General features: G+C 71.6%; 11 protein-coding genes. 2 read left to right on the plus strand and 9 right to left on the minus strand.

The features are described from left to right. Nucleotides 1-21 precede the first annotated feature (21 nt). Complete coding sequence (gene rpe, locus PXH83_RS02085; protein WP_274555999.1) at nucleotides 22-708, minus strand: ribulose-phosphate 3-epimerase; 687 nt, start codon at nucleotides 706-708, stop codon at nucleotides 22-24. 157 nt (nucleotides 709-865) lie between these two features. Between rpe and PXH83_RS02090 the strand changes: the two genes are divergently transcribed. Continuing rightward, on the plus strand, nucleotides 866-3,040 hold the full coding sequence (locus PXH83_RS02090; protein WP_274556001.1) for an MMPL family transporter: 2,175 nt from the start codon (nucleotides 866-868) through the stop codon (nucleotides 3,038-3,040). On the opposite strand, the gene PXH83_RS02095 is transcribed toward PXH83_RS02090, so the two are convergent. Together PXH83_RS02095 and fmt are read right to left on the minus strand one after the other, a co-directional pair. Continuing rightward, on the minus strand, nucleotides 3,037-4,485 hold the full coding sequence (locus tag PXH83_RS02095) for an RsmB/NOP family class I SAM-dependent RNA methyltransferase (protein WP_274556004.1): 1,449 nt from the start codon (nucleotides 4,483-4,485) through the stop codon (nucleotides 3,037-3,039). The genes PXH83_RS02090 and PXH83_RS02095 overlap by 4 nt on opposite strands. 37 nt (nucleotides 4,486-4,522) lie before the next feature. After that, complete coding sequence (gene fmt / locus PXH83_RS02100) at nucleotides 4,523-5,467, minus strand: methionyl-tRNA formyltransferase (RefSeq protein WP_274556006.1); 945 nt, start codon at nucleotides 5,465-5,467, stop codon at nucleotides 4,523-4,525. 260 nt (nucleotides 5,468-5,727) lie between these two features. Between fmt and PXH83_RS02105 the strand changes: the two genes are divergently transcribed. Further along, nucleotides 5,728-6,276, plus strand: coding sequence for a hypothetical protein (locus PXH83_RS02105; protein WP_274556009.1), 549 nt, complete (start codon nucleotides 5,728-5,730; stop codon nucleotides 6,274-6,276). A 432-nt stretch (nucleotides 6,277-6,708) separates the two neighbouring features. Here PXH83_RS02105 and PXH83_RS02110 read toward each other — a convergent pair whose 3' ends face one another. The 6 genes from PXH83_RS02110 to PXH83_RS02135 form a co-directional block, all read right to left on the minus strand. Further along, a complete protein-coding gene (locus tag PXH83_RS02110; protein WP_274556011.1) occupies nucleotides 6,709-8,853 on the minus strand; it encodes a primosomal protein N' in 2,145 nt (714 codons plus the stop codon). 120 nt (nucleotides 8,854-8,973) lie between these two features. Continuing rightward, nucleotides 8,974-10,182, minus strand: coding sequence for a methionine adenosyltransferase (metK, locus tag PXH83_RS02115; RefSeq protein ID WP_214925816.1), 1,209 nt, complete (start codon nucleotides 10,180-10,182; stop codon nucleotides 8,974-8,976). Nucleotides 10,183-10,422: 240 nt separating this feature from the next. Next, nucleotides 10,423-11,643 (minus strand): bifunctional phosphopantothenoylcysteine decarboxylase/phosphopantothenate--cysteine ligase CoaBC, encoded by a 1,221-nt coding sequence (gene coaBC / locus PXH83_RS02120; RefSeq protein ID WP_274556017.1) that lies wholly within the window; start codon nucleotides 11,641-11,643, stop codon nucleotides 10,423-10,425. 103 nt (nucleotides 11,644-11,746) lie between these two features. Beyond that, a complete protein-coding gene (gene rpoZ / locus PXH83_RS02125) occupies nucleotides 11,747-12,019 on the minus strand; it encodes a DNA-directed RNA polymerase subunit omega (protein WP_028814064.1) in 273 nt (90 codons plus the stop codon). A gap of 50 nt (nucleotides 12,020-12,069) precedes the next feature. Further along, a complete protein-coding gene (gene gmk / locus PXH83_RS02130) occupies nucleotides 12,070-12,663 on the minus strand; it encodes a guanylate kinase (protein ID WP_214925828.1) in 594 nt (197 codons plus the stop codon). 39 nt (nucleotides 12,664-12,702) lie between these two features. After that, nucleotides 12,703-13,026, minus strand: coding sequence for an integration host factor (locus PXH83_RS02135; protein WP_108147606.1), 324 nt, complete (start codon nucleotides 13,024-13,026; stop codon nucleotides 12,703-12,705). Nucleotides 13,027-13,050: the final 24 nt, after the last annotated feature.

Raw genomic sequence — 13,050 nt, forward strand, 5'->3', positions numbered from 1 at the left:
GGGCGTTCACCGAGCTGTGGCTCAGTGGTTGCATGCCCAGGCGGCGGAGGCCGTCGCCTCGGTCGCCTGGTTGCGCAGCATGCGCACCGCTGCGGCAGGGTCCTCCGCCCCGTACACGGCGGAACCGGCGACGAAGACATCCGCGCCCGCCTCGGCGCAGCGCTCGATGGTCAAGGCCGATACGCCGCCGTCGACCTGGAGCCACATCTCCAGGCCGTGCTTGGAGATCAGCTCCCGGGTGCGGCGGATCTTCGGCAGCATGATGTCCAGGAACGCCTGGCCGCCGAAGCCGGGCTCCACGGTCATGATCAGCAGCATGTCGAGCTCGGGGAGCAGGTCCTCGTACGGCTCGATCGGCGTGGCGGGCTTGAGGGCCATGGAGGCGCGGGCGCCCTTGGCGCGGATCTCGCGCGCCGTCCGTACGGGCGCGGCGGCGGCCTCGGCGTGGAAGGTGACCGATCGCGCGCCCGCCTCGACGTACTGCGGGGCCCAGCGGTCGGCGTCCTCGATCATCAGGTGACAGTCCAGCGGGATGTCCGTCGCCCGGCTGAGAGATTCCACGATCGGCACACCCAGCGTGAGGTTGGGCACGAAGTGGTTGTCCATCACGTCGACATGCAGCCAGTCGGCGCCTTCGACTGCCTTCGCCTCCTCCGCCAGGCGAGAGAAGTCGGCGGAGAGGATACTGGGATTGATCTGAACGGCCATGGGCCAAGCCTGCCACGTTCCGGGGCACTTCCCCTCCCCGGTACGTCCCCAGTAGGTCTTCGGTACGGACCAGAGGCTCCCGGGATCAGCCCGGTCAGTGCAAATCCCGGCGATTCGGCCCACCGCGAGCGGCTATGAGGGGCTTGTTGGGGGCGCCATGCCGGACGTACAGGAGCTTCGACCGCCGTCGCGAAAAGGCGTGGCCCACCTGGTCTGCGGACGCCGCAGCAAGTGGGTCGTGGTGGTTCTGTGGCTGTTGGTGATGATGCTGGCCTTCCCGCTGGCGTCGAAGCTGACGGACGCCCAGGACAACGACGCCGCGTCGTGGCTGCCCGGCAAGGCCGAGTCCACCCAAGTCCTTGAGGAATCCGAGGAGTTCAGGCCCGAGGTCATCACCGCGATCGTCGTGTACGCACGGGAGAGCGGCCTCACGGCGGCCGATCGCGCGCGCATCGCGGACGACGTGGCCGCCGCAAAGGGGCTGCGGGACCACGGGCTGCGCGGCGACGAGACCCGCGGCCCCGTCTTCGACCGGCCCGACGACCCACGGGCCGCCCAGGTCTTCGTACCGATCACGATGGACGAGAAGGGCTGGGAGCGGATCGCGCCCGCCGTCGACTCCATCCGCGCGGAAACCGGCGCGGGCGATTCCGGACTCGCTGTGCACATCACCGGGCCCGGCGGCACCGCGGCCGACTTCTCCGAGGCCTTCGAGGGCATCGACTCGACGCTGCTGCTCTCGGCGCTCGGTGTGGTGATCGTGATGCTGCTGATCACCTACCGCAGTCCGTCGCTGCTGATCGTCCCGGTGATCTCGGTCATCGGCGCACTGTCCGCCGCGCAGGCGCTGATCTATCTGCTGGCGGAGCACGCCGACCTGACCGTCAACGGGCAGAGCGCGGGCATCCTCACGGTCCTCGTCTTCGGAGCGGGTACGGATTACGCCCTGCTGCTGGTCGCCCGCTACCGCGAGGAGCTGCGCCGCCACGAGGACCGGCACGAGGCGATGGCCCTGGCGCTGCACCGCGCGGGCCCTGCGGTGCTGGCCAGTGGCGCGACCGTGGTGCTGGGCATGCTGGTGCTGATCTTCGCGGAGATGAACTCCACCAGCGGACTCGGTCCCGTCGCCGCGATCGGCGTGGCGGTCGCCCTGCTGGCCATGCTGACGCTCTTCCCCGCCCTGCTGGTGATCTTCGGCCGCTGGATCTTCTGGCCGGTGATCCCGCACTTCGGCTCGCCGGAGCCCACCGAGCGCGGCATCTGGGCACGCTCCGGCGGGCGCATCGCCCGCCGTCCGCGCGCGATCTGGGCCGCCACCACTCTCGTGCTCGCCGTTTTCGCCCTGGGGCTGACGCAGCTGCGCGCCGCGGGCATCAGCAATGCCGACGCCTTCACCGGCACACCCGATTCGATCACCGGGCAGGAGGTCCAGGCCAGATACTTCCCGGCGGGCAGCGGCGATCCGCTGGTGATCATCACCAACGTGGCGCAGGCCCGGCAGGTCGGCGAGACGGTTGCGCAGACCCGGGGCGTACTGCCGCAGTCCATCGCCGTACCGCCGGGTACGAAGCCCGTGCACGAGGGCCGTGTGCTCGTCGAAGCGACGATGACGGATCCCGCCGACAGCGCGGCGGCCAAGGACACGGTGGAGCGGACACGGGACGCGGTGCACGCCGTCCCGGACGCCGACGCCCAGGTGGGCGGCGGTACGGCCGCCCTGCTCGACGCGGAGGAGGCCACCACCCACGACAACGTCCTGATCATCCCGCTGGTGCTGGCCGTGGTGATGCTGGTGCTGATGGTGCTGCTGCGGGCGGTCATCGCCCCGCTGCTGCTGATCGGGACCGTCGTGCTCTCGTTCGCCGCCGCGCTGGGCGTGAGCGCGCTCGCGTTCCGGTACATCTTCGACTACGCGGGCGAGTCGACGGACTTCCCACTCTTCGTCTTCGTGTTCCTCGTGGCCCTGGGCATCGACTACAACATCTTCCTGTCCACGCGGATCCGCGAGGAGGCCCGCCGCCAGGGCACCAGGCCGGGCGTGGTGACCGGCCTGGCGGCCACAGGCGCGGTCATCACCTCGGCCGGCCTGGTCCTCGCGGGCACGTTCGCGGCTCTGGGCACACTGCCGATGGTCGCCTTCGCGGAGATCGGCTTCGCGGTCGCGCTGGGCGTGCTGCTGGACACCTTCGTCGTACGGTCCGTGCTGGTCACAGCACTGTTCCTGGACGTCGGACCGAAGGTGTGGTGGCCGAGCCGACTCGCCCGCGAGGACGCCCCGCCGGACACAGGCGGGCCGCCCCCGCGGGAACGGGTACGGAGCGGTGCCCCCTAGGCCGTACGGCGCAGCAGCGCGAGATACATCGCGTCCGTACCGTGCATGTGCGGCCACAGCTGTACGTCGGGTCCGTCGCCCAGCGCCGGAACACCCGGCATCAGCGGTCGGGCGTCGATCCACTCCGCCTCGACCGGCCGGTGCCCGCCGCGCCCCTTGAGCACGTCATCCACGACGATCCGCGTCTCGGCGAGGTGCGGTGAGCACGTCGCGTACCCCACGACGCCGCCCACGCGCACCGCTTTCAGCGCCTCGCGCAGCAACCCGCGCTGGAGCGGAGCGAAGCTCTCCAGGTCCTCCGGGCGGCGACGCCAACGCGCCTCGGGACGGCGGCGCAGCGCGCCCAGCCCCGAGCACGGAACGTCCATCAGGACGCGGTCGAAGGTGCCCGGGAACCACGGCGGGTTCAGGCCGTCGGCGGCGATGACCTGGTACGGGCCGGGGTTGCCCGCGAGCGCGCGCTCGACGAGGCGGGCGCGGTGCGGCTGCTTCTCGGAGGCCAGCAGCGCGGCGCCACGCTGGGCGGCCAGTGCGCCGAGCACGGCCGCCTTGCCGCCGGGACCCGCGCAGCCGTCGAGCCAGCGCTCGTCCGGGCCTTCGACGGGCGCGTTGGCGAGGGCGACGGCGACGAGCTGGCTGCCCTCGTCCTGGACGCCGGCCCGGCCGTCCTGCACGGCCTCGATGGCTCCGGGCTCGCCGCCCTCGGCCAGCCGCACGGCGTACGGCGACCAGCGGCCGGGCAGCCCGGAGTCCTCGCCCAGTACGTCCAGCAGTTCGTCGGGCGTGGAGCGGCCCGGGCGGGCGACGAGTGTCACCTCGGGCCGCTCGTTGTCGGCTTCGAGGAGGTCCTCGATACCGGCCCGGCCGCCGCCCAGCGCGTCCCACAGGGCGGTGACGATCCAGCGCGGGTGGGAGTGGACGACGGCGAGGTGGGCCTCGGCGTCGTCGTCGTACGGCGGCGCGACCTGCTTCACCCAGGCGTCGAGCTCCTGAGCGGCGATCTTGCGCAGAACGGCGTTGACGAACTTGGCCCGCCCCTCGCCGAGCACCACCCGCGCCAGCTCCACGCTCGACGAGACGGCGGCGTGCGTGGGGATGCGGGTGCCGAGCAACTGGTGCGCGCCGAGCGCCAGTACGTCGAGAACCGGCGGGTCCACCTCGCGCAGCGGCCGGTCGATGCACGCCGCGATGACCGCGTCGTACGTGCCCTGGCGGCGCAGCGTCCCGTACACCAGCTCGGTGGCGAGCGCCGCGTCGCGCGCGTCGAAGTCGCCCTTGGCGCGGGCCTTCTTGAGCAGCGGCGGCAGGACGAGGTTCGCGTACGCGTCGCGCTCGTCGACGGCGCGCAGCGCCTCGAAGGCGAGGAACCGGACCGGGTCCTTCTGGGGACGCCGGTGCGGCTTGGCCGGACGCTTGGCAGGACGGCTACGAGGCTGGTCGTTCACGTAAAAGGTGCTCCGCTTGAGAGGGGGACGAACCCTCTCAGCGTACGTCCGCCACGCCCAGGTGCTCTCCCGGGGCGATCCGCACGCCGCGCGCCCAGTCGGCGGCGAGCATCGGCTTCTTGCCCTGCGGCTGGACCCAGAGCAGCTCGACGGCGTGCGATCCGGTTCCGGCGTACACATTCTTCTTGGCCGCGGACAGCTCGCCGGGGGCCAGGTCCGCGCGGTCGGGCAGCGGCTTCACGGCGACCAGCTTGAGCCGCTCACCGCGGAACAGCGTCCACGCCCCAGGTGCGGGCGTGCAGCCGCGCACCAGCCGGTCGACGCGCAGCGCGGGCGCCGTCCAGTCCACCTGCGCGTCCTCGACGGTGAGCTTGGGTGCGAGCGAGATGCCTTCCGCGGGCTGCGGCACGGCGTGCAGCGTGCCGTCCTCGATGCCGTCCATGGTGGCGGCGAGCAGCCCGGAACCGGCGAAGGCGAGCCGCGTGAGCAGGTCGCCGCTGGTGTCGGTGGGCCGTACCTGCTCGGTGAGTACGCCGAACACGGGCCCGGAGTCGAGCCCCTGCTCGATCAGGAACGTCGAGGCGCCCGTGACCTCGTCGCCCGCGAGGATCGCGTGCTGGACGGGGGCCGCGCCGCGCCAGGCGGGCAGCAGGGAGAAGTGCAGATTGACCCAGCCCCTGGCCGGGATGTCGAGGGCGGCCTTGGGCAGCAGCGCGCCGTACGCGACGACGGGGCAGCAGTCGGGCGCGATCTCGCGCAGCCGCGCGAGGAAGTCCTCGTCACGCGGGCTGACCGGCTTGAGCACCTCGATACCTGCCTCCGCCGCCCGCTCGGCGACGGGGCTGGCGACCAGCCTGCGGCCGCGGCCCGCGGGGGCGTCGGGCCGGGTGACGACGGCGGAAACTTCGTGCCGGTCGGAGGCGATCAGGGCGTCCAGGGCGGGTACGGCGACCTCGGGGGTGCCTGCGAAGACGAGCTTCATCGGTGGCGCGGGCCTCTCGGGCGGGAAGGTATCGGCAGCGTACGGACGATGGCGGAATCGGAAGGCGCACCAGTCTATGGGCCGGGCCGGCAGGGGGCGTACGCGCATCCGTGCGCCCCGCGCATATACGGGTACGCCCCATCAGCGTGACCCCGGTGCCGGTGGCGCGTTGTCAAGAGAGATTGACCGAACGGCCCGACAGCGGCCCCGACCTTCCTTTCCTCCCTCCCTTCTTCTACGCCGGTTCGAGAGGCTTGTTCATGGCCGACCACGCCACCCACGACGCCCAAGCACGGGCCAGCCTGCATCTGTTGGTACGGGACATCGAGCGGGTCCGGCGGCAGGTGGACGCACTGCGCACCCTCACCGCCCAACTCGGCAACGTCTACCGCCCGCGTCGTTCCGGCCCGTCCACGGGCTTCGTCGTCTACGGCAGGGCGCCCGCCCCGACCGTCCGCCTCGCGCAGGAACTGCGGGACAGCGTCGAGACGCTGGTGACAGCCGCCGTGGACTTCGACCGTTCGCTCGGTTTCTCCTGGGACGCGGTGGGCTCGGCCCTCGGGGTCACGAAGCAGGCGGTGCACCGGCGTTACGGCGCCCGGCGGGCGGCGGCGCAGACCGGTGCCTCCACCGAGGGCGAGCTCGCCGTCGAAACGCCGGCAGCGACCACGACACGCACACTGCCGGCCCCGCCGGTCCTGCCCGCGGTGCCCGCAGCCCGCTCGATGCCACCGCAGCCGACACCGGCCGGCCACGCCCTGCGCGAGGACGCCCGCCCCAACGCCTTCCCGGGCCCCCGCAACGGCTGACGTTTCCTACCCCCCGCCCGGCCGCCCCGCGAGTACGCCGACACGGCGCGTACACCGGGGCGGCCGAAGTCTGCGGCGCGGGCGGGGGCCGCGACCGCCCGCTGTCGGCGGCCGCGCCGACCGTGCCCCTGGAGCCCGTGGCCCCATAGGCGATAAGCCGGTGGGCCACTGGCCGCAGGCCTCGGGCCTTGGCCGCAGCCCGTGCCACCTTCCCGCCTCGGCCGCGAGCAGCGCCATGGGGTCTGGTGTCTTGCCCCACGCGGCGGAGCCGCACATGTCACAGCCGGGAAGGGGCGGGTAGGAGAACAGCGCCGCGCCGCAGGCAACCCGCATTGACGCTCCCCTCCGCACCAGCCCGGGCCACCCCTATCCAGCCGCCCGTACGGCGGGGCACACTCACGGGCGAGGCCGCCCGCTCACCCAATGTCTAGCTCACCCGATGTCGAGCGGATCGATCCTGATCCGCACCGGATCCCCGCCCCCGCGAACCAGCCGCGCCACCTGCGCAGACTTCAGCGCCGCAGCCAGCGCCGCCCCGCTGCCCGGCGGCACCCTGAGCAGTGCGCGCTCCCACACCTCGCCCACCGGAGGATCCCCGGGCCTGCGCGGCCGGCCCGGTTCCGCCACGGGCAGCGGCACCGGCCCCAGCACCTCGGCGTCTCCCGGCAATTCGGCAGCCGCCAGAAACGCGGCGACCGCCTCGGGGCGCCCACTCACCGCGGCCATCCGGGACACCGGCGGAAAGCCAAGCTCCGCACGCTCCGCGAGCTCGCGCTGCGCATGCCCCACCGGGTCCCACCGCACCAGCGCCTGCACCGGCCGCAGCGTCGGCTCGGCCACCACGACCACGGTGCCGCCCTCGCCATGCCCCCTGACCAGCGCCGCAGCGCTGATCCAGCGCCGCAGTGCCTCCTCCCCGGCCCGCAGATCCGGCCGCCCGAGCATCGCCCAGCCGTCCAGCAGCAGCGCAGCGGCGTATCCGCCCTCGGCCACCGGCTCCGCCCCCGGCGTGCTCACGACGAGCGCGGGCGCACCCGGCACCGAATCCAGCACATGATCACGCCCGGACGTACGCACCGGCACCGCCGGAAACGCCCGCCCCAGCTCCTCCGCCGTGCGCTTGGCGCCGACCATCTGGGCCCGCAGCCGCACGCTCCCGCACTCGCCGCAGCGCCACCCGGCCGCGTCCCGGCCGCACCATCCGCAATGGAGTTCCTGCTGGTCGGCCGCTTCGAGCGGCCCAGCACAGTGCCGGCACCTGGCGGGCGTACGGCACCGCTCGCAGGCGAGGCTCGGCACGTACCCGCGCCGCGGCACCTGCACAAGCACCGGACCTGACTTGAGCCCGTCCCGCACGGTCTGCCAGGCCAGACTGGGCAGCCGTGCGGCCCGCGCCGCCCCGTCCCGCGCCAGCTCCACGTCACCGACGGTGCGTATCAGCGGGGCCGCGGCGCGCACCTGCTCGCGCCCCGCGCGCAGCGGCGCCGCCCACTTCCCCTCGACGAGCTGAGCCGCCTCCACCGTGCAACTGACGGCGCCCAGCAGAAACGCGCACTTGCTGTGCTGCGCGCGCAGCTCCAGCACCTCCCGCACATGCGGAAACGGCGCGTTGTCGTCGCTGTGGCTCGAATCCCCGTCGTCCCACACCACGACGAGCCCCAGGTCCGCCACGGGAGCGAACATCGCGGCCCGCGTCCCGACAACCGCCCGCACCGACCCGCGCCGCACGGCCAGCCACTGCCGGTATCTCTTCTGGGGCCCGGCATCGGCGGTCAGCAGAACATGCTGCCCCTTCCCCACCAGCGCGGTGAGCGCGGCATCCACCCGCGCCGCACTGCGCCCGTCCGGCAGGACGACCAGCGCGCCCCGCCCCGAAGCGAGCGTAGCCGCCACCGCACGGGCCAGCTCGTCCGGCCAGTGCGGCCCCGGCAACGCGGTCCACACGGCCCGCGGCGCGCCACCGCCCGCCAACTCCCGCAAAAAAGCAGGCCCTTGGGCATACCGCTCCCACGTCCCCGCCTCCGCCACAGCGGGCGGCGGCAACGGCTCCGGCGACGGCTTCGCCTCGGCAGGCCCGTTCCTCGGCGGGATCGCCAGCTGCAGTACGTCGGCGAGGCTCCCGGCGTAACGGTCGGCGATCGCCCGCGACAGCTCCAGCAGCTCCGGGCTGAGCACCGGCTCCGGTGACACCACATAGGCGAGCGCCGCGAGAGGCCCGGCGTAGTCCGACTCGGCCCGCCGCTCTATGAGGAAGCCGTCGATCATCCCGCCGCCCTCACGACGCCCCTCACGCACGTTGTGCGCCCCGGCCCCGAACCGCACCCGCACCCGCACCCCGGGCTGCGCGACGGCGTCCAGCTCCTCCGTCACGGCATAGTCGAAGTACTTGTCGAGGTGCAGCACCCCCTTGTCGACCATGACCCGCGCAACGGGCAGCTCCTTGGCCAGAGGAGCCCCCCGCCACGTCCGCGGCTTGGCCTTCGGAACCTTCGCCTTCCGCACGGTCTCCCGAATGAGCGCAAGCTGCTCCGGCGCCCCTGCCCGGGGCTCTTCGGACCGCTCGTTCTCCCTGCTCACAACCAAATTCCTACCAGACACCACTGACAGCCCGAACGCACAGCCAGTACGCACAGCCAGTACGCACGACGACCCCGGACCATCCCGGTCCGGGGCCGTCGCTGCCGAGCAGTGTGCGGGTTACAGCCCCGCGGCCTTGCGCAGTGCCTCCACGCGGTCCGTGCGCTCCCACGTGAAGTCGGGCAGCTCGCGGCCGAAGTGGCCGTACGCCGCCGTCTGGGCGTAGATCGGGCGCAGCAGGTCGAGATCGCGGATGATCGCGGCCGGGCGGAGGTCGAAGACCTCACCGATGGCCGTCTCGATCTTCTCGGTGCCGACCGTCGCCGTTCCGAAGGTCTCGACGAAGAGCCCGACCGGCTCCGCCTTGCCGATCGCGTAGGCGACCTGGACCTCGCAGCGCGCGGCGAGGCCCGCGGCGACGACGTTCTTGGCAACCCAGCGCATCGCGTACGCCGCCGAGCGGTCGACCTTGGACGGGTCCTTGCCGGAGAAGGCGCCGCCGCCGTGGCGGGCCATGCCGCCGTACGTGTCGATGATGATCTTGCGGCCGGTGAGGCCGGCATCGCCCATCGGGCCGCCGATCTCGAAGCGTCCGGTCGGGTTGACCAGCAGGCGATAGCCCTCGGTGTCCAGCTTGATGCCGTCGTCGAGGAGCCCCTTGAGGACGTGCTCGACGACGAACTCGCGGATGTCGGGAGCGAGCAGCGAGTCCAGGTCGATGTCACTCGCGTGCTGCGAGGAGACCACGACCGTGTCGAGGCGGACAGCCTTGTCGCCGTCGTACTCGATGGTGACCTGGGTCTTGCCGTCGGGACGCAGGTAGGGGATGGTCCCGTTCTTGCGCACCTCGGACAGGCGGCGGGAGAGGCGGTGCGCGAGGTGGATCGGGAGCGGCATGAGCTCCGGGGTCTCGTCGCACGCGTAGCCGAACATCAGGCCCTGGTCGCCGGCGCCCTGCTTGTCGAGCTCGTCCTCATCGCCCTCGACCCGGGTCTCGTACGCCGTGTCGACACCCTGCGCGATGTCGGGGGACTGCGCGCCGATGGACACCGACACGCCGCAGGAGGCGCCGTCGAAGCCCTTCTTCGAGGAGTCGTACCCGATGTCGAGGATCTTGTTGCGTACGAGCGTGGGAATGTCGGCGTAGGCCTTGGTGGTCACCTCGCCGGCCACGTGCACGAGGCCGGTGGTGATCAAGGTCTCCACGGCGACCCGGGAGGACGGGTCTTCCCGCAGGAGCGCGTCGAGGATCGTGTCGCTGATCTGGTCAGCGATCTTGTCGGGGTGGCCCTCGGTCACGGACTCCGAGGTGAACAGGCGGCGGGACACATCGCTCCCTGGGGTTGCAGCGGCTGCTGGCTGATCATTGATGGAACGGGCCGGGAGCTGCGCCCGGCGTCGTTCCGGCATCAGTTTATCGGTCGCATCCGGTCGGCGGGCCACGCGTCTCGCTTCGTGGGAGCCGTGTGACCAGCGGCACTGCATTGTGCAGCACCTCCAACACCCGCCGCCAGAGGGCACAACGCCGGGATTTCCCCGGTTTGGGACGGCCCGTGAAGCGGCCAAGAATTAACCCAGTCGACGTGTCACAAGGTCCCAGACCGTGTCGGCGAGGGCTTCCTTGGGTCCGTACGGAACCGGGGTCTCGTCCCCGTCGGCGGCGAGCACCACGGCTTCGTTCTCCTCGGAGCCGAACGTCTTGCGCTCCCCCACCTCATTGACGACCAGCAGGTCACAGCCCTTGCGCCGGAGCTTGTCCCGGCCGTTGGCGAGGACGTTGTCGGTCTCGGCGGCGAAGCCGACGACCACCTGGCCGGGCTTGCTCCGCTCGGCTGCGATCTTGGCGAGCTCGGCGAGGATGTCGGGATTACGGACCAGCTCGACGGCCGCGGGCTCCTGGCCGTCCTTCTTCTTGATCTTTCCCGAGGCGTACGCCGCCGGGCGGAAGTCGGCGACGGCCGCCGCCATCACCACCGCGTCGGCGTCGGCGGCCGCCTTGAGCACGGCCTCGCGCAGCTGCACCGCGGTCCCCACGCGGACGACGTCGGCGCCGGCCGGGTCCGGCAGGCCGGTGTTGGCCTCGATGAGCGTGACCCGGGCGCCGCGCGCGACGGCGGTGCGGGCCAGGGCGTAGCCCTGCTTGCCGGAGGAACGGTTGCCCAGGTACCGCACGGGGTCGAGCGGTTCGCGCGTACCGCCCGCGCTGATCACGACATGGCGGCCCGCGAGGTCCGGTTCGCTGACGCCGCGCGCGAGGACCCGGCGGCAGAGCTCGAAGATCTCGTCCGGGTCGGGCAGCCGCCCCTTGCCCGTGTCGACACCGGTCAGCCGGCCCACCGCGGGCTCGACGACGACCGCCCCGCGGCGGCGCAGCGTCGCGACGTTCTCCTGGGTGGCCGGGTGCTCCCACATCTCGGTGTGCATGGCGGGTGCGAAGATCACCGGACAGCGGGCGGTGAGGAGCGTATTGGTGAGGAGGTCGTCTGCGAGGCCGTGCGCCGCCTTGGCCAGCATGTCGGCGGTGGCGGGGGCGACGACGACGAGGTCGGCGTGCTGACCGATGCGTACGTGCGGGACCTCGTGGACGTCGGACCAGACCTCGGTCGAGACGGGGTTGCCGGAAAGCGCCGACCAGGTGGCCTCGCCCACGAAGTGCAGCGCCGAGTCGGTCGGCACGACCCGTACGTCGTGACCGGACTCGGTCAGCCGCCGCAGCAGCTCGCACGCCTTGTATGCGGCGATGCCCCCGCTGACCCCCAGCACGACCTTCGGCTTGCGTGCCTTGTCCACTGCGTCTCCCCGCTAGCTCTCCGGTTTACGTCCCTATGACACACCACAGGCCCGGCAGTCGTACTGCCGGGCCTGGGATGAAAAAGATTCCTGCGCCTGCTGACTACTGCGCCGGACCCTCAATGGCCTCGGAGGTCAGCAGGCCCGCATTGATCTCGCGCAGGGCGATCGAGAGCGGCTTCTCGTGGACGTGGGTGTCCACCAGAGGGCCGACGTACTCGAGCAGACCCTCACCGAGCTGCGAGTAGTACGCGTTGATCTGACGAGCGCGCTTGGCCGCGTAGATCACGAGGCTGTACTTCGAGTCAGTAGCCTCGAGCAGCTCGTCGATCGGCGGGTTGATGATGCCCTCGGGCGTGGAAATGGAAGAGGACACGCTCTACCTTCCGAAAACTTCTGGGAAAACCCAGAAAAAGGGAACAAAGATCAAACAACTTCCATCAAGGCTAGCAGCTCACGCGCCACGTCCTCGACGGAGGTGTTGACCAGGGTGACGTCGAACTCCGCCTCCGCGGCGAGTTCGACCTTTGCGGCCTTGAGACGGCGCTCGATGACATCGGGCGCCTCAGTACCGCGACCGGTCAGCCTGCGGACCAGCTCGTCCCAGCTGGGCGGGGCCAGGAATACCAGCAGAGCCTCCGGCATCGACTCACGGACCAGCCGTGCGCCCTGGAGATCGATCTCCAGGAGCACGGGCACGCCCGCTTCGAGGTGCTCGTTCACGGCATGCCGGGGCGTGCCGTAACGATTGCCGGCGAACTCGGCCCACTCCAGCAGCTCACCATTGGCGACCAGCTTGTCGAACTCCTCGTCACTGACGAAGAAGTACTGGACGCCGTGGCGCTCGCCGGGGCGTGGTTTGCGCGTGGTGGCCGACACCGAGAGCCAGACCTCGGGGTGGACCTTGCGCATATGGGCGACGACCGTGCTCTTGCCGACCCCGGAGGGGCCGGAGAGCACGGTCAGCCGCGGACGTACGTCCGGGGGCACGGGGGTCGTCCCCCGGGATGTTGCAGCCATGGATGCGATTATCCAGGTTCTCGGGAGTGCCCGAGAACGTCAGGCGGGGCCGCCGCCGAACTCGCGCTCCAAAGAGGCGATCTGGTTGGAGCCCAGACCGCGCACACGGCGGCTCTCGGAGATCCCGAGTCGCTCCATGAGCTGCTTGGCGCGGACCTTGCCCACGCCGGGCAGAGACTCAAGAAGGGCGGAGACCTTCATCTTGCCGATGACGTCGTTCTCCTGTCCCTGCTTGATGACCTCGTGGAGAGAGGCGCCGGAGTGCTTGAGTCGATTCTTGACCTCGGCCCGCTCCCGGCGAGCCGCGGCGGCCTTTTCGAGCGCGGCTGCGCGCTGTTCAGGGGTAAGGGGCGGAAGAGCCACGCCTACGTCACCTCGGATGTCGAA

Origin of the sequence: Streptomyces spiramyceticus (assembly GCF_028807635.1) — a bacterium.
Lineage (GTDB): Bacteria > Actinomycetota > Actinomycetes > Streptomycetales > Streptomycetaceae > Streptomyces > Streptomyces spiramyceticus.